Origin of the sequence: Olleya sp. YS, assembly GCF_029760915.1 — a bacterium.
GTDB lineage: Bacteria > Bacteroidota > Bacteroidia > Flavobacteriales > Flavobacteriaceae > Olleya.
On sequence record NZ_CP121685.1, the window covers coordinates 1,974,383 to 1,990,216 of the forward strand.

18 protein-coding genes are annotated in these 15,834 nt (G+C 32.9%); 9 read left to right on the top strand and 9 right to left on the bottom strand.

Features of this window, described 5'->3' with window-relative positions:
• The first annotated feature begins 5 nt into the window (after positions 1 to 5).
• Both Ollyesu_RS09010 and Ollyesu_RS09015 read left to right on the top strand, forming a co-directional pair.
• Complete coding sequence (locus tag Ollyesu_RS09010) at positions 6 to 896, top strand: DUF6268 family outer membrane beta-barrel protein (RefSeq protein ID WP_279300893.1); 891 nt, start codon at positions 6 to 8, stop codon at positions 894 to 896.
• A complete protein-coding gene (locus Ollyesu_RS09015) occupies positions 896 to 2,059 on the top strand; it encodes a sigma-54 dependent transcriptional regulator (RefSeq protein WP_279300894.1) in 1,164 nt (387 codons plus the stop codon). Before Ollyesu_RS09010 ends, Ollyesu_RS09015 begins: the two co-directional genes overlap by 1 nt.
• A gap of 31 nt (positions 2,060 to 2,090) precedes the next feature.
• On the opposite strand, the gene Ollyesu_RS09020 is transcribed toward Ollyesu_RS09015, so the two are convergent.
• Positions 2,091 to 3,299 carry a hypothetical protein gene (locus tag Ollyesu_RS09020; RefSeq protein WP_279300895.1) on the bottom strand — a complete coding sequence of 403 codons (1,209 nt, stop codon included), beginning with the start codon at positions 3,297 to 3,299 and terminating at the stop codon, positions 2,091 to 2,093.
• A 68-nt stretch (positions 3,300 to 3,367) separates the two neighbouring features.
• Here Ollyesu_RS09020 and Ollyesu_RS09025 point away from each other — a divergent pair, with 68 nt between their 5' ends.
• The 4 genes from Ollyesu_RS09025 to Ollyesu_RS09040 all read left to right on the top strand — a co-directional run bounded on the left by Ollyesu_RS09025 (position 3,368) and on the right by Ollyesu_RS09040 (position 6,930).
• Entirely contained in the window at positions 3,368 to 4,246 is an 879-nt protein-coding gene (locus Ollyesu_RS09025; protein WP_279300896.1) for a PPK2 family polyphosphate kinase, read from the top strand.
• Positions 4,247 to 4,376: 130 nt separating this feature from the next.
• Positions 4,377 to 5,774: a M20/M25/M40 family metallo-hydrolase gene (locus Ollyesu_RS09030; protein WP_279300897.1), complete on the top strand. Its 1,398-nt coding sequence runs from the start codon at positions 4,377 to 4,379 to the stop codon at positions 5,772 to 5,774.
• Between the two features lie 72 nt (positions 5,775 to 5,846).
• Entirely contained in the window at positions 5,847 to 6,365 is a 519-nt protein-coding gene (locus Ollyesu_RS09035; RefSeq protein WP_279300898.1) for a M23 family metallopeptidase, read from the top strand.
• Between the two features lies 1 nt (position 6,366).
• Positions 6,367 to 6,930: a hypothetical protein gene (locus tag Ollyesu_RS09040; protein ID WP_279300899.1), complete on the top strand. Its 564-nt coding sequence runs from the start codon at positions 6,367 to 6,369 to the stop codon at positions 6,928 to 6,930.
• Here the strand turns inward: Ollyesu_RS09040 and Ollyesu_RS09045 are convergent, their stop codons facing one another.
• Positions 6,931 to 7,074 carry a hypothetical protein gene (locus Ollyesu_RS09045; RefSeq protein ID WP_279300900.1) on the bottom strand — a complete coding sequence of 48 codons (144 nt, stop codon included), beginning with the start codon at positions 7,072 to 7,074 and terminating at the stop codon, positions 6,931 to 6,933.
• Between the two features lie 104 nt (positions 7,075 to 7,178).
• Between Ollyesu_RS09045 and Ollyesu_RS09050 the strand changes: the two genes are divergently transcribed.
• Positions 7,179 to 7,553 (top strand): VOC family protein, encoded by a 375-nt coding sequence (locus Ollyesu_RS09050; protein ID WP_279300901.1) that lies wholly within the window; start codon positions 7,179 to 7,181, stop codon positions 7,551 to 7,553.
• A 47-nt stretch (positions 7,554 to 7,600) separates the two neighbouring features.
• Here Ollyesu_RS09050 and lysA read toward each other — a convergent pair whose 3' ends face one another.
• A complete protein-coding gene (lysA, locus tag Ollyesu_RS09055; RefSeq protein ID WP_279300902.1) occupies positions 7,601 to 8,827 on the bottom strand; it encodes a diaminopimelate decarboxylase in 1,227 nt (408 codons plus the stop codon).
• Positions 8,828 to 9,063: 236 nt separating this feature from the next.
• On the opposite strand from lysA, the gene sucC reads away from it, so the two are divergent.
• Positions 9,064 to 10,257 (top strand): ADP-forming succinate--CoA ligase subunit beta, encoded by a 1,194-nt coding sequence (gene sucC / locus Ollyesu_RS09060; protein ID WP_279300903.1) that lies wholly within the window; start codon positions 9,064 to 9,066, stop codon positions 10,255 to 10,257.
• A gap of 60 nt (positions 10,258 to 10,317) precedes the next feature.
• Here the strand turns inward: sucC and Ollyesu_RS09065 are convergent, their stop codons facing one another.
• Entirely contained in the window at positions 10,318 to 10,644 is a 327-nt protein-coding gene (locus tag Ollyesu_RS09065; RefSeq protein WP_347567271.1) for a DUF1456 family protein, read from the bottom strand.
• A 175-nt stretch (positions 10,645 to 10,819) separates the two neighbouring features.
• Between Ollyesu_RS09065 and Ollyesu_RS09070 the strand changes: the two genes are divergently transcribed.
• Entirely contained in the window at positions 10,820 to 11,221 is a 402-nt protein-coding gene (locus Ollyesu_RS09070) for a TerB family tellurite resistance protein (RefSeq protein ID WP_279300905.1), read from the top strand.
• 71 nt (positions 11,222 to 11,292) lie between these two features.
• On the opposite strand, the gene Ollyesu_RS09075 is transcribed toward Ollyesu_RS09070, so the two are convergent.
• The 5 genes from Ollyesu_RS09075 to Ollyesu_RS09095 all read right to left on the bottom strand — a co-directional run bounded on the left by Ollyesu_RS09075 (position 11,293) and on the right by Ollyesu_RS09095 (position 15,824).
• A complete protein-coding gene (locus tag Ollyesu_RS09075; RefSeq protein WP_279300906.1) occupies positions 11,293 to 11,580 on the bottom strand; it encodes a GIY-YIG nuclease family protein in 288 nt (95 codons plus the stop codon).
• A 102-nt stretch (positions 11,581 to 11,682) separates the two neighbouring features.
• The gene (gene uvrB, locus Ollyesu_RS09080) at positions 11,683 to 13,686 is read right to left on the bottom strand and encodes an excinuclease ABC subunit UvrB (RefSeq protein ID WP_279300907.1); all 2,004 of its coding nucleotides are present in this window, start codon (positions 13,684 to 13,686) and stop codon (positions 11,683 to 11,685) included.
• Between the two features lie 41 nt (positions 13,687 to 13,727).
• Entirely contained in the window at positions 13,728 to 14,255 is a 528-nt protein-coding gene (locus Ollyesu_RS09085) for a hypothetical protein (protein WP_279300908.1), read from the bottom strand.
• Positions 14,256 to 14,456: 201 nt separating this feature from the next.
• A complete protein-coding gene (locus tag Ollyesu_RS09090) occupies positions 14,457 to 15,296 on the bottom strand; it encodes a DUF4886 domain-containing protein (protein WP_279300909.1) in 840 nt (279 codons plus the stop codon).
• Positions 15,297 to 15,470: 174 nt separating this feature from the next.
• Positions 15,471 to 15,824, bottom strand: coding sequence for a hypothetical protein (locus tag Ollyesu_RS09095; RefSeq protein ID WP_279300910.1), 354 nt, complete (start codon positions 15,822 to 15,824; stop codon positions 15,471 to 15,473).
• Positions 15,825 to 15,834: the final 10 nt, after the last annotated feature.

Here is a 15,834-nt window from a genome sequence, read left to right on the forward strand (position 1 = left end):
TCTATATGACCAAAATTAACATATCTAAAGCAGGATTATTTTTAATTGTAATACTTTGTTTTGCACACTATTCACAAGCGCAATTAACGGATTTAGCGCGTTTAGAATATTCATTTATACCAAAAAGTAATTCAGAAGATCAATACACAAGATTAAGACTACTTTTAAATTACCCTGTCAAAACTAAAGAAGATTGTTATCTAATTCTAGGAGGAGAATATAACAGAATCATATTAAATCTAGAAGATAATTATCCATTTAATAAGGAGCCTCTTGAAACTATAAATATTATAGATTTTAATATTGGATATACTTTTAAGTTAAACCAACATTGGCGTACAGGAGTGCGTTTGACGCCTAGAATAGCTTCAACATTAACTGAAAAGTTAACCATGGATGACGTCTATTTAAATGGAGGTGTCTTTTTTATAAAGGATAGACGTGATGCTACAGATATTAAACGACCTTACAGAATAATCTTAGGGCTAACATATAATACCACAACTGGTATACCGTTTCCACTACCGTTTGTTAGTTATTTTAGACAAGTCAATGCCAATTGGTCATTTAGTTTAGGTGTACCAAAATCAAACTTAAAGTATACCTTTAACGACAAAAATTCTATGCAAGCTTTTATTGGGTTGGATGGCTATTTTGCCCATTTACAAAGACCAACATCTGTATTAGGTAGACAAGTAGATAATATTTCATTATCTATAGCAGTAGCTGGATTAGGTTATGAATATGATTTTACAAAACACCTCGTTGGTTATAGCTATGTTGGGTATACCTTGCAAATGAACAATGTATTACGAAATAAAGACAGAGAAGATGTGTTTACATTAGATAACGTAAATGCCTTTTATTTAAGAACAGGAATAAAATTTAAAATATAATGCCAAAAATATTAGTAATAGAAGACGAAGCTGCAATTAGAAGAGTATTAATAAAAATACTTTCTGAAGAAAATGATACGTATCAAGTCGATGAAGCCGAAGATGGTTTAGCTGGAATCGATAAAATAAAAAAAGAAGACTATGACCTCATTCTTTGTGATATTAAAATGCCAAAAATGGATGGTGTTGAAGTCTTAGAAGCAGTAAAAAAAATAAAACCAGAAATACCAATGGTTATGATTTCTGGTCATGGCGATTTAGATACAGCTGTTAACACGATGCGTTTAGGTGCTTTTGATTATATATCAAAACCACCAGATTTGAACCGTTTACTAAATACAGTTAGAAATGCGTTGGACAGAAAAGAATTAGTTGTAGAAAATACTATTCTTAAAAAGAAAGTCAGCAAAAAATACGAAATGATTGGTGAGAGTGACGCTATTGCTCAAATCAAAGATATTATAGATAAAGTGGCTCCAACAGATGCACGTGTACTAATTACAGGACCTAACGGAACCGGAAAAGAACTTGTTGCACATTGGTTACATCAAAAAAGTGAACGTGCTAAAGGACCTATGATTGAAGTGAACTGTGCAGCAATCCCTTCAGAGCTAATAGAAAGCGAATTATTTGGACATGTTAAAGGCGCATTCACCAGTGCTGCAAAAGACAGAGCAGGAAAGTTTGAAGCTGCTAATGGTGGAACCATTTTTTTAGATGAAATCGGAGACATGAGCCTGTCTGCACAAGCTAAAGTACTTCGTGCGTTACAAGAAAGTCGTATTCAGCGTGTGGGAAGCGATAAGGACATTAAGGTTAATGTACGTGTGATTGCTGCTACCAATAAAAATTTAAAAAAGGAAATTGAAGACGGTAAATTCCGTGAAGATTTATATCACAGATTAGCAGTTATCTTAGTTAAAGTACCAGCTTTAAATGATAGACGAGAAGATATACCATTATTAATTAATCATTTTGCAGCTAAAATCGCAGAAGAACAAGGGACTGCTCACAAATCGTTTTCAGCAAAAGCAATTAAATTACTTCAAGATTATGATTGGACTGGAAATATTAGAGAGTTAAGAAATGTTGTAGAACGTTTAATAATTCTTGGCGGAAGTGAAGTAAGCGAACAAGATGTCAAATTATTTGCTAGTAAATAAAATCAAAAAGCCTCTAAATTAGAGGCTTTTTTTAAATATTAAATCTAAATCCAAACCCTGTTTGTATATCAGGATTATTATTAACAGTTAAGTCTTGTTGTACATAAAAAAAGGTTGTAGTTTTCTTACCAAAAGAGTAAATAAACGTCCAGTAATTATTGTTTTTATATAAGTTGGTAACACCTTGTCCCCAAGAATTGAATGCCATTTCATTTCGTATAGGTATAATATATTCCAATTCGTCTTTTTTATTTAAACTAGTTTGAAAATAAAAATCTGTACCAAACGTATGAATCGTCCCTTTTTTAGAAATAAAACTATATTCTAATGCAGTCTCTAAAAACCCTATAAAGTTATTAGTTCCAAACATCACATTATCCGATTTAAAATTTACTAACCCTTTTCTTAGACTCCCTAAACTTAATCCTAAATTAAACGTGTTACGGTCATTAATACCAATAGTTTTAATAGCATTGGCAGAAACACCAAAATCTAAAGACGAGTTGCTTTTAGATAGATTTGCACCCAAATGTCCTCCAAAATTAACACCTATGGTTTTATTTTTAATAAAATCTGGGTAGTAGTAGTAACTAGCTTCTATACCTGTTGCAAAAAAATCTCCAGCATCAATAGTTACAGTATTCCCTGCTCTATCATTATAAGTTATATTAGCTTTGTTTAATCCAAATACGCGTCTATCAAAAGGATCATTTCCACCAGCAATATTATCATGAAAATCTTCAATAATTGTATCATTGGTAAAAATAGAAAAAGGTGTTTTTCCTTTAGTTAATAGATAGGTTCTTATACCAATTTGCAATTCATGTTTTTCAGCAAGCCTAATATTTACAGCAGCTTTAAAACCTTTAATTACACCATCATTAGCTAGGTTAAACGAATCTTTGTCTATAGTATTTTCGTCAAAAGCCCTATGCGCTTGGTCCCAATTGTAACCTCTAACAATTGCTCTGTCTGCTTCGTTTTTTGGAATGTAAACATTGACAGGAGGACTCCATATATTACCACTTTCTATACTAAAATTAATATAGTTTTTGTTTGGTGCTTCCCTTTCAAAATGACCTTGAAGTCTATTAAAAAAGACACCAAAACTGTGAGTAGATAAAATGTTAGGCTTTGTAATGTTGTTTTTCGTAAACCTATCTAAATCAACATCTTCTTGAGCAATTGAAAATAAGGATATAAAGCAAAACAGTAATAATAGATAATAGCGATTTATCATAGATTGAAAATATGAGCACGAATCTACAAAATCTTCATTATATTTAAATATTAATAATTTAATCTTTCATGAAACAAATTAATATCAAAGACCATAAAATAACATCAAAAATCAAATTAAATAATTTGCCAAGTCGATTAGATTTAGGAGCAGATAAAGACACTACAGAAGACGCTTTACGTAAGGTAAGACGACAACTAGGTAAGTTGCAAGATACTATGTATGCACATGGTAAATACTCCGTTTTGGTGTGTTTGCAAGGGATGGATACGTCAGGAAAAGACAGTTTAATTCGTGAAGTATTTAAAGATTTTAATGCTAGAGGTGTAGAGGTCATGAGCTTTAAAGTTCCTACAGAATTAGAACTAAAACATGACTACCTATGGAGGCATTATATAAAATTACCTGCACGTGGTAAATTTGGAGTACACAATCGTACGCACTATGAAAACGTTTTGGTGACTCGCGTGCATCCAGAATATATTTTAAACGAGAATATTCCAACTGTAACATCAGTCGATGACGTTAATGAAGCTTTCTGGGACCAGCGTTTTGATCAAATTAATAATTTTGAAAAGCATTTAGTAGACAATGGTACATTAGTTTTTAAATTTTTCCTTAACCTGTCTAAAGACGAGCAACGTAACAGGTTATTACGTCGTCTTAACAAAAAGGAGAAAAATTGGAAGTTCTCAGCAGGCGACCTTAAAGAACGCAAACTTTGGGATAACTATATGGATTGTTACGAAGATGCGATTAATAGAACAAGTAAGGAGTATGCACCATGGTATAACATTCCAGCAGATGATAAGCCTACTGCTAGATTAATTGTCGCATCAATATTATACGATACGCTAAAAACATATACAGATATTAAAGAACCAGAATTGGATGACAAAACAAAAGCCAATTTACATTTATATAAAGAACAATTAAGTAACGAGTAACAATTCCTGCGTCGACAGGAATTTTAAAATAGATGAATATAATTTTTGGCGTTACCACAAGGGTCGCGCTTTCACTACTCGCTCTCTACGAGGAGCTCAGACAAACCGTTCAATCGCTAACGCACTTACTATGAAACAACTATTTATACTACTAACACTATTACTATCAATTAACGTTTCTTCTCAATCAGATCAAGACGTTTTAAAAACCATTTACAGTCAGTCCTTAACCAATGGTAAAGCCTATCAATGGTTAGACCATTTGTCAAACCAAATTGGTGGACGCTTATCAGGATCTACAAATGCAGAAAAAGCAGTGCAATACACTAAATCCGAACTAGAAAAACTAGGTTTAGATAAAGTCTGGTTACAAGAAGTGATGGTGCCTAAGTGGGAACGTGGAGAAAAAGAAGTGGGCTATTTTACAACCAATAACAACAAAATAGATGTTAATATTTGTGCACTTGGTGGTTCTGTTGCGACATCAGACTCAGGTTTACAAGCTAACGTAATAGAAGTAAAAAGCTTTGAAGAATTAGAAGCACTAGGCAACACAGTAAAAGGTAAAATAGTCTTTTTTAATGGTGCCATGAATCCAGAGTTAATTAATACTTTCGAGGCTTATGGTGGATGCTCTAAACAACGATACGCAGGTGCTTACGAAGCAGGAAAATTAGGAGCAGTAGGTGTTATTGTTAGATCGTTAAACTTGCGTCAAGACGATTTACCACATACAGGAAGTATGGGTTATTTGGATTTACCAAATGAGCAACGCATACCATCTGCAGCAATTAGTACCAATGATGCTAACAAACTCTCAGAAGCTTTAAAAAAAGATAACAATTTGACGTTTTACTTTAAACAAAACTGTCAACAATATGAAGATGTCTTGTCGTATAATGTCATTGGCGAAATTACAGGAAGTGAATATCCTAACGAGTTTATGGTAGTTGGAGGACATCTTGATTCTTGGGATTTAGGAGATGGCTCGCATGACGATGGAGCAGGAGTAGTACAATCTATGGATGTACTTAGATTATTAAAAGAAAGCGGAATTAAACCTAAACGTACCATTCGTGTGGTATTATTTATGAACGAAGAAAACGGTTTGCGTGGTGGAAAAAAATACGCAGAAGAAGCCAAACAAAACAACGAAAACCATGTCTTTGCTTTAGAGAGTGACTCAGGTGGATTTACACCTCGTGGTTTTAGTTTTGATTGTAGTGACGCAGTATTAAATAAAGTGTTGGGTTGGGAGTCGTTATTTAAGCCATACTTGATTCATTATTTTGAAAAAGGCTACAGTGGAGCAGATATTGGACCATTAAAAAACGATAATATTGTGTTAGCTGGTTTGCGTCCAGACTCGCAACGCTATTTTGATCATCACCATGCAGCAAACGATACGTTTGATGCAGTTAATAAACGCGAGCTAGAACTTGGTGCAGCAACCATGACCAGTTTAGTGTATTTATTTGATAAATATGGAACCAATACTATTCCTGAAGTTAAACAGTTTAAGGATTAATCATTGAAATTTGGATTTACTATACTAATTATTCTATTTGCTTTCAGTTGTAAAACCGAAAATAAAAAAAATATGCCTGCTACAAATGAGGATAATATAGTTTCAAAAAAAGTATTAGACACTTTTAAATTTACAAATGGTTATGATTTTCCAGTAGGAAAGCCAGATGCAAAACAATATTATAATGCTCAAGGGTTTCAAGTAAACGACCATTTAGGAGATGATTGGAACGGAAAAGGAGGTGGGAATACAGATTTTGGTGATCCCATTTATGCAATAGCTAATGGTTACATATCTTTTGCAGAAGATTATAGAGGAGGTTGGGGAAACGTCATTAGAATCATTCATTACAATCCAGACTCAACACAAGTAGAATCTCTTTACGCACATTGTAAACAGGTTTTTGTGAAGAAAGGAGATTACGTTACAAAAGGCACAAAAATTGGCACAATTGGCACAGCTGATGGTGCATATTTAGCACATTTACATCTAGAAATTAGAGATGAGATTGGATTGCCTATTGGCTCAGGTTATTCAACAGAAACAGAAGGATATTTAGACCCAACAGATTATATTAATAACAATAGGTAAAATGAAAAACACATTACTACTTTTAACATTAATTCTATCTACAATCATTATAACACAAAATAATGATTTACCATATTATGAATTGCCTGAAGCATCAGAAAGCTACACAGCAGGTACAGTTGCAGCACGACAAGTGGATGCGTTAGGTTTCAGATTTTATCATGCAACGGATGGATTAACAGAAAAAGATTTAGAGTATAAACCAACAGATTCTGTGAGGACAACTGCAGAAACAGTAGATCATATTTACGACCTATCAAAAATCATATTAAATTCAACATTAAAAAAAGCCAATTCAAAAGAGAGTGCTAACTTAACTTTTGAGGACAAACGTGCTGCTACTTTAAAAAATCTAAAACAAGCAGCAGATATTTTAAGAGCAAGCGAAGATATCTCGCAATTCAAAATCATTTTTGGAGAAAGACAGATTCCGTTTTGGAATAACATTAATGGACCAATAGCAGATGCTATTTGGCATTGTGGACAAATTGCCTCATTTAGACGTGTAACTGGCAATCCTATAAATCCAAAAGTGAATCACTTTACCGGAACTGTAAAAAAGTAATTATTGATTTTTAGAATCTTGTAATTTTCGATTCATCTCATCAATTTCTTTTTTTCTAGCTAGTAGCTCTTCGTTAAAATAAACACCATCAGAGTGCATGTCTGCAGGAGTACGATAGGACATAAAGTGATTTTTCGATTTCATAACAATTTTTTTTGTTTACAATTTAATAATAAAAGTTAAACAAAATTGTTAATATATTTATAATAGTGACATTTAATTCATCAATCCATTGCTTTACATAACTTATGAAACCAACATTACATCAAATTCATCCTGTATTACCAGTACAAAATGTGTTAGCAGCCTTATTTTTTTATACTCAAAAATTAGGATTTACTATTGCTTTTGCAGACGATCCTAAAAATCCAACGTATGCAGGAATACGTCGTGATCATATTGAAATTCATTTGCAGTGGCACGATGAAAAGGAATGGGATTTTAAAGTTGATAGACCAATGCTGCGTATAGTCACTCAATATGTTGACGCGTTATATGATGAATATAAAGATAAAGACGTGTTTCATCCAGAAACCGTAGTTAAAGATACCGCTTGGCAAACTAGAGAATTTGCGTTTTACGATTTATATAAAAATGGATTAACCTTTTATCAAAATCTGTAAGTTATTGCGAGAAAACGAAACCATCTTATCAAATTAATAACTAGGTACTAGGCTTTCACTTTTTTAGGTTTAAAATCTATTTCTACTTGATTTTTAAGAATATCATCAAAAGTTTCACGTTGTCTAATTAGATGGGCTTCGCCATTATAAACTAAGACTTCAGCTGGTCTGTAACGCGAATTATAGTTGCTAGCCATGCTGTAACAATAGGCACCAGCATTACTAAATGCAAGGATATTGCCTTCATTTATTTCAGAAATGCGTCTATTGTTAGCAAAGGTATCTGTTTCACAGATATAACCCACTACACTGTAAAAACGCTCACGTCCTTCTGGGTTTGAGAGGTTTCTAATATCGTGTTGCGAGCCATACAACATAGGTCTAATTAAATGGTTAAATCCACTGTCTACTTGTGCAAAAACAGTTGAGGTAGTTTGCTTTACAACATTGACCTTAACTAAAAATTGTCCAGCTTCGCTTACTAGAAATTTACCAGGTTCAAAAGCTAAGGTTAATGGTTTACCATATTCTTTACAAAATTCGTTGAATCTTGTGCTTAATTTTTCGCCTAATTCTTCAATATTAGTTTCAATATCTCCTGCTTTATAAGGAACTTTAAATCCAGAACCAAAATCTATAAATTCTAAACTTTTAAAGTGTTTAGCGGTTTCAAACAAAATTTCGCTAGCATATAAAAACACATCAATATCTAAAATATCACTACCAGTATGCATATGGATACCGTTAATGTTCATTTTAGTATTTTCTACAATTCTAAGTATATGTGGTATTTGATGAATGGAAATTCCAAACTTGCTATCAATATGTCCAACAGAAATATTAGTATTTCCACCTGCCATAACATGTGGATTTATTCTAATACAAACTGGAATCTCTGGGTGATTAGTTCCAAATTGTTCTAAAATAGATAGATTATCAATATTGATTTGGCAACCTAATTTAGCAACCGTTTCAATTTCTTCTAAAGACACGCCATTTGGCGTAAAAATGATGCTTTCTGCATTAAAACCTGCAGCCAATCCTAATTGTACTTCTTGTATGGAAACAGTATCTAAACCAGCACCTAATTGTTTCATTAATTTTAAAACCGAGATATTAGACAAGGCTTTAACCGCATAATTAATTTTTAATTGATTAACGCCTTTAAAAGCAGTACTAAGTCTGTTGTATTGTGTGGCGATACGTTCTGCATCATAAACATAAATAGGGCTCCCAAAATCTTGTGCTATTTGTAATAATTGACTGTTTTGCATTTTGTTTTCTTTTTGTCAAAGGTATTTGTTTCCTTCTTTTTAAAAATTAAAGTAACGTAATATTACATATTTAAAACAATTTGTTAATTATTTAACAATCTAAATTGTTCATAATTGTACTACTGTTTTTTCATAATTAATTATTAGGGTAAGTAAATGTGATTATTTACTTTTGTAGCTCTAAAATTTTAAGTTTTTCGCTTTTGCGGAAATAATATATAAATCCATTAATAAAGATGAATTTACACGAATATCAAGGAAAAGAATTATTAAGCAGCTTTGGCGTACGTATTCAGCGTGGTATTGTTGCACAAAATGCTGATGAAGCAGTTGCTGCAGCAAAAAAACTAACCGAAGACACAGGAACAGGATGGCATGTCATTAAAGCACAAGTACATGCTGGTGGACGTGGAAAAGGTGGTGGAGTTAAGTTGGCTAAAAATTTAGACCAAGTTAAAGACATTGCTGGTCAAATTATTGGTATGGACTTAGTAACTCCGCAAACATCTGCAGAAGGTAAACGTGTACATCAAGTATTAGTGGCAGAGGATGTGTATTATCCAGGAGACTCTGAGCCAAACGAATTTTACATGTCTGTGTTATTAAACAGAGGTAATGGTCGTAATATGATTATGTATTCTACCGAAGGAGGAATGGATATAGAAACGGTTGCAGAAGAAACACCACATTTAATTTTTACTGAAGAAATCGATCCTGCAACAGGAATATTACCTTTTCAAGCTCGTCGTGTAGCCTTTAATTTAGGATTAAGCGGAATGGCTTTTAAAGAGATGACAAAATTTGTTACTGCATTATACACTGCTTACGATAAGTCGGATGCGTCTTTATTTGAAATTAATCCAGTGTTAAAAACTAGTGATGATAAGATTTTGGCTGTAGATGCTAAAGTAACTATAGACGATAATGCCCTATACAGACATAAAGATTTAGCAGCATTACGTGATTTACGTGAAGAAAGCCCAATAGAGGTGGAAGCTGGTGAGTTAGGATTAAACTATGTAGACCTTGACGGAAACGTGGGTTGTATGGTAAATGGAGCAGGATTAGCTATGGCTACCATGGATTTAATTAAGCAAGCTGGTGGTGAGCCAGCTAATTTCTTAGATGTTGGTGGTACGGCAGATGCAGCTCGTGTTGAAGCAGCATTTAGAATTATTTTAAAAGATCCTGCTGTAAAAGCGATCTTGATTAATATTTTTGGTGGAATTGTACGTTGTGACCGTGTGGCACAAGGTGTAGTTGATGCTTATAAAAATATGGGAGATGCTATTAACGTACCAATCATCGTGCGTTTACAAGGTACTAATGCTGACATCGCTAAAGAATTGATTGACAATTCTGGATTAGATGTGATGAGTGCTACCGAGTTCCAAGAAGCAGCAGATAAAGTACAAGCTGTTTTAGCATAAAACAATTATAAAGTCACTCTTAGCTAGTTAAAGAGTCTTATATAAATTAAAAGAGCAACGTTAATCGTTGCTCTTTTTTTTTGGTTTATACATTTTGGTGGTGTCAATTTTTTTAGGTTTTGCTGTCGCGGAAAATTTGCCTTGTGGACGTTCACCTTTTTTAGGCATGGGTCCACGTAAATGAATAACCAATCCATTTAAAAAATTACGTAGAATTTGGTCACCACATTCTACATAGTTAGGATGATCCTCACGTCTAAAAAATGCACTAAGCTCAGATTTAGAAATTCTAAAATCTACTAATTTTAAAATCTCAATTATGTCTGTGTCACGCAATTTATGCGCTACCCTTAGTTTTTTAAATATATCGTTATTCGTCATTTTAATCTATTGAAAATTAGTTAATTACAAGCTCGGTTTGTGCTAAAAACCTCTAAAATATTGATTAAAAGCAGTTAAAATCGATGTAAAACTAGTGATTTTTCGATAAGCTACGCGCTTTCAACGATTATTAATTATGTTTTATACTTAACTTTATAATGTATTATTAATCCCTCGAGTTATGCCTAATAGAGTAGAAAAATTAAGTTTATTATCAGAGATGATAGCTTTTGCGAAAAGTGACGATAGTCTAAAAACTGTTGAGTATAACTTTTTGTTAGCAGTTGCTAAACAATTAGAAGTGTCAAGAGAGGATTTTGATTATTTAATCAATCATCCTGTTAGTCGAGTAATACTTAAGTCGCATAGCGAGCGTATTGTACAATTTCACAGAATGGTTTTATTGATGCATGTGGATAAAGAACGTTCTAGAGAAGAATTAGCCAAACTATATAATTATGGATTACGAATGGGACTAAACCACGAATCTATTACTAAGGTATTATACTTAATGGAAGGCTTTCCAGATATGATGGTACCAGCTGAGGTACTGATTGATATTTTTAAGGTACAGTATAATTAAGTAAAACTTACCAATTCGATATATTTCGTCAGTTCGAGTGATTCGACGTAGGAGAATTGTATCGAGAACTTCTAGAATTTTTTCTTGGCTAAATTAGGAAGCTTGTTAAATTCATTATTAATTAATGCTTCTTTTTTAATTCTTGACCATTTTTTAATTTGTTTTTCACTTTCAATTGCCAAATTTATATCTGTAAATTCTGCATAAAAAACTAACTTTATTGGTCTCCTATTATATGTATAACTATCAATATGTTTACCATATTGATGCTCGGTAATTCTTTTATTTAGATTTGATGTAATTCCAGTGTAATATGTTCTATCGGAACATTCTAAAATATAAACATAGGATAGTTTCATAATTTAGTAGGTATTGGCTTCTCGATACAATTTTTTCATGCTTCAAAAATCACTCGAAGTGACGAAAGGTGTTTTTTTTGTTAAGTATTAGTAATAACAAACTTAACTTTTCAATTCTTCCAACTTCCCTTGATATACTTTAATTTCATCACGTAATTTAGCAGCAACTATAAAGTCTAATGCTTTTGCAGCTTCTTCCATAATTTTACGTTTTTCACGAATTTTCTTTTCTAACTCGCCTTTAGATAAATACTCACTTTCTGGTTCTGCAGCACGCGCAGCTTCTAACTCGTAACTATACGTACTTACCGAGTTTTTTGATAATGCACTATCTAAGTTTTTATTTAAAGCTTTAGGTACTAAGTTGTTTTTGGTATTGTAGGCAATTTGTTTTTGACGTCTGTATTCAGTTTCGTCAATAGTTTTTTGCATGCTTTTGGTAATTTTGTCTGCATACATAATGGCCTTACCATTTAAGTTTCTAGCAGCTCTACCAACCGTTTGTGTAAGCGAACGAGCCGAACGCAAAAACCCTTCTTTATCAGTATCTAAAATGGCGACTAAAGATACTTCAGGTAAGTCTAAACCTTCACGTAATAAATTAACACCAACTAAGACATCATAAATTCCTTTACGTAAATCTTGCATGATTTGAACACGTTCTAAAGTATCCACATCGCTATGGATATAATTAACACGGACATTAATTCGGCTAAGATATTTTGTTAATTCTTCAGCCATTCGTTTAGTTAAAGTAGTAACTAAAGTACGTTCGTCTTTTTCAACGCGTAGCTGGATTTCTTCAATTAAATCATCTATCTGATTTAAACTAGGTCTAACTTCAATAATGGGATCTAATAGTCCTGTAGGACGTATCACCTGCTCGACATAAACACCATCTGTTTTTTGTAGCTCGTAATCTGCAGGAGTTGCAGATACGTAAATCACTTGGTTTTGTAAGGCTTCAAACTCTTCAAACTTTAAAGGTCTATTGTCCATTGCTGCTGGCAATCTAAAACCATATTCTACTAAATTTTCTTTTCTGCTTCGGTCACCACCATACATGGCATGAACTTGAGAAATGGTGACATGACTCTCATCCACAACCATTAAGTAATCCTCTGGAAAGTAATCTAGTAAACAGAAAGGTCTAGTTCCTGGTTCACGACCATCCAGGTAACGCGAGTAATTCTCAATACCAGAACAATAGCCTAACTCACGAATCATCTCTAAATCAAATTCGGTGCGTTCTTTTAAGCGTTTGGCTTCCAGATGTTTGCCTATGTCTTTAAAATAGTCGTGTTGTTTTACTAAGTCGTCTTGAATGTTTTTTATAGCACCTTGCAAAATGTCTGGAGAAGTCACAAACATATTGGCTGGATAGATGGTTAGTCGGTCATATTTTTCGACTACTTCATTGGTTTGAATATTAAAGGCTTCAATCTCTTCAATGTCATCACCAAAAAAGTGAATGCGAAAGGCATCATCTGCATAACTAGGGAAAATATCTACCGTATCTCCCTTAATTCTAAAATTACCATGTCTAAAGTCGGCTTCGGTACGCGAATACAGACTTTGTACCAATTGGTGTAATAATTTGGTGCGTGAGATGTGTTGGTCTACTTCAAGGGTAATTACATTTTTTTGAAACTCCACAGGATTACCAATACCATACAAGCAGGAAACGGAAGCGACTACTAGTACATCACGACGTCCAGAGAGTAGAGAAGAGGTTGTGCTTAAACGCATTTTCTCAATCTCCTCATTAATAGATAAATCTTTTTCTATATACACACCAGAGGTTGGTATATAAGCTTCGGGTTGGTAATAATCATAGTAAGACACAAAATACTCTACAGCGTTATCCGGAAAAAACTGTTTAAATTCAGAATATAACTGAGCAGCTAATGTTTTGTTATGTGCTAAGACCAAGGTAGGTTTTTGTACATCTTCTATGACATTAGCAACCGTAAAGGTTTTACCAGAACCAGTCACACCTAAAAGGGTTTGGTATTTTTCTTTAGCATTTAAGCCATCTACCAGTTGCTTAATCGCTTCTGGTTGGTCTCCTGTAGGACTAAAATCTGATTTTATTTTGAATTTCATAAAACAAATTAGGAACGTAAAGTTATTATTTAAAGGCTTATTTAGTCTTCGGATTTAATGTTTAAAGGATTGTCTTTTCTTTCGTTATCAAACATCCAAGAGAGAATCCACCATCGATTACCATCATAATATAATTGAATACTATTAATCCCTCTGTCTACAACTGGACCGTTTTCTTCTTCTCTGGTTTCATAATACGTCCAAACATGTGTTATGTTACCAAAAGTTTGGACTTCTCTTTTTAATTCGTATTCAAAAAAACCAGCTTCAGGAATCCCGAAGCTTTTATGATACTCTTCTAATGTCTGAGTTATGATGTAAGGTGTATTGTCTTTATCTTTTCCTGTTACAGTAATTAACGCATCAGGATGGTGTAGTGACGCATCTCTCTCCCAATTTCTAGCTTGATTAGCAGGACCAGAAATAACATCGTAATAAGCATTAATAATACCATCTAGTGTTTCTACATCTGCTTTTAATGGGTAAACCGCTTTGGTAGATTCTTGAGCGTTTACTACTACACATAAAAAAAGAGATAGCATTACTAATTGTAATTGTTTACTGGTCATAGCTGTTGTGGATTAAATTATTTTATGCTGTGTTTTATATTGTAAAATTACAGAATAATTGCATGTTATAACTTTAACAGGTTGTTAAAGATTTTAATTAGTTTGAAACCTAATGTTATGCATAGATTATAATATTAGAGATTGAGAAGTCGTGCTGTTTATCGATTTCTATTTGTTATATACGGATGTTATCTGTAGTTATTATTCAGCAACTCTTTTTAATAATTCCGCAGTTTTTGGTTCTATTTCCCCAATATATTTTAAATCAATAGCTTTTTTACTCGATAAAATTTGATAGAACTCACAAGCATTTAAAAATGAACCATATTTAGAAGGATGAAATGAATCATCGAAAAGCTCAATTTCTGGATGTTTTACACGAGTTTTAAAAAATAAATTTCCATTATTTGATTTTTCGATGTTGTTCTTATCAGCTAGTTTTTGATACGATAAGTTTACAACATCATTATGCTGTTTCAAATTTTTTATATTCTCTGAACAATATTTTTTGTTTTTTTCTAGTGAATCGTCTATTAAAAATCCTGGATGACAGTATTCTTTAGGATATTCGATTTTCGATGCCCAAGTATTAAATAAGATAAATCGACAGTTAGGATTATTAACGAATTTCTTTATTTTTTTGATTGAAGAATCTACCACTAAATTTCTCAATTCAGGTATCAGTACCCTTATGGTTCCTTCTTGTAAAATAATAATATCCCACTTTTTTTCAGATAATTTTTTTTCAGTCTCAGTAATTTCAGTTTCTGATTTTTCACGAACGCTTATACTTTCTTCATCTTGGGTTACAATTGTTTTGTCCAAATGCCAGCCAAGAAACATTCCGGGAAAAGTACTTTGATGTATTTTAATATTCGGATTTGTTTCATTAAGCATTTTTTGAACCATTTGAGGCATATCGTGGTAAAAAGTCAAACTATTTCCTATAAAAAGGACATTTAGTTCTTCTGTAGATTCTTGACTTTGGGATTTACAATTAACTATTATAAAAGCTAAAATGATAAGTAGTGCGTTTTTCATAAATTACAGGTGACGTGTTCGTGTATGGTTTCGTTGCTGTTAGAGCTAAGTTAGCAAAAAGAAACTGCGTGAAGGAAATTCGGCAGAATTTCCGTGGTAAACTTTAAACACCATTAAGCAATGAACTATACACGTTGTTAGCACTTGTATTATAAATTCAATTTTATTCTATGGTTATTGAATTGATCGAGTTAGAATAAACATCCAAAAAAAAGAGAATACTGATCCTAAAACAAAAAGAAGTGTTCTGAGTCCATTCCCAAAATATTTTGTTTTTAAATAGTAAACAGATAATGCTTCAATTCCCCATCCACAAGTAAAGAATATGTTTGCTCCGAATAGCCAAAATAATATCATATAAAAATCACTGTAACTTGAAATTCCATTCGGCACATCTCCTCTTAGTAAAACAACAAGTAATCCACCAACAAGAGTTATTAGATTATACCATAACCTTTTTCTTTCCCACCATTTGATTGCTGAGTTAAAACCGTCTTCAGGTTTATCTTGAATATTGCTATTATCCATATTGCTGCTA

Coding starts and splice junctions, on each gene's coding strand:
- Ollyesu_RS09010 (WP_279300893.1), top strand. CDS start 6: ATGACCAAAATTAACATATCTAAAGCAGGATTATTTTTAATTGTAATA.
- Ollyesu_RS09015 (WP_279300894.1), top strand. CDS start 896: ATGCCAAAAATATTAGTAATAGAAGACGAAGCTGCAATTAGAAGAGTA.
- Ollyesu_RS09020 (WP_279300895.1), bottom strand. CDS start 3,299: ATGATAAATCGCTATTATCTATTATTACTGTTTTGCTTTATATCCTTA.
- Ollyesu_RS09025 (WP_279300896.1), top strand. CDS start 3,368: ATGAAACAAATTAATATCAAAGACCATAAAATAACATCAAAAATCAAA.
- Ollyesu_RS09030 (WP_279300897.1), top strand. CDS start 4,377: ATGAAACAACTATTTATACTACTAACACTATTACTATCAATTAACGTT.
- Ollyesu_RS09035 (WP_279300898.1), top strand. CDS start 5,847: ATGCCTGCTACAAATGAGGATAATATAGTTTCAAAAAAAGTATTAGAC.
- Ollyesu_RS09040 (WP_279300899.1), top strand. CDS start 6,367: ATGAAAAACACATTACTACTTTTAACATTAATTCTATCTACAATCATT.
- Ollyesu_RS09045 (WP_279300900.1), bottom strand. CDS start 7,074: ATGAAATCGAAAAATCACTTTATGTCCTATCGTACTCCTGCAGACATG.
- Ollyesu_RS09050 (WP_279300901.1), top strand. CDS start 7,179: ATGAAACCAACATTACATCAAATTCATCCTGTATTACCAGTACAAAAT.
- lysA (WP_279300902.1), bottom strand. CDS start 8,827: ATGCAAAACAGTCAATTATTACAAATAGCACAAGATTTTGGGAGCCCT.
- sucC (WP_279300903.1), top strand. CDS start 9,064: ATGAATTTACACGAATATCAAGGAAAAGAATTATTAAGCAGCTTTGGC.
- Ollyesu_RS09070 (WP_279300905.1), top strand. CDS start 10,820: ATGCCTAATAGAGTAGAAAAATTAAGTTTATTATCAGAGATGATAGCT.
- Ollyesu_RS09075 (WP_279300906.1), bottom strand. CDS start 11,580: ATGAAACTATCCTATGTTTATATTTTAGAATGTTCCGATAGAACATAT.
- uvrB (WP_279300907.1), bottom strand. CDS start 13,686: ATGAAATTCAAAATAAAATCAGATTTTAGTCCTACAGGAGACCAACCA.
- Ollyesu_RS09085 (WP_279300908.1), bottom strand. CDS start 14,255: ATGACCAGTAAACAATTACAATTAGTAATGCTATCTCTTTTTTTATGT.
- Ollyesu_RS09090 (WP_279300909.1), bottom strand. CDS start 15,296: ATGAAAAACGCACTACTTATCATTTTAGCTTTTATAATAGTTAATTGT.
- Ollyesu_RS09095 (WP_279300910.1), bottom strand. CDS start 15,824: ATGGATAATAGCAATATTCAAGATAAACCTGAAGACGGTTTTAACTCA.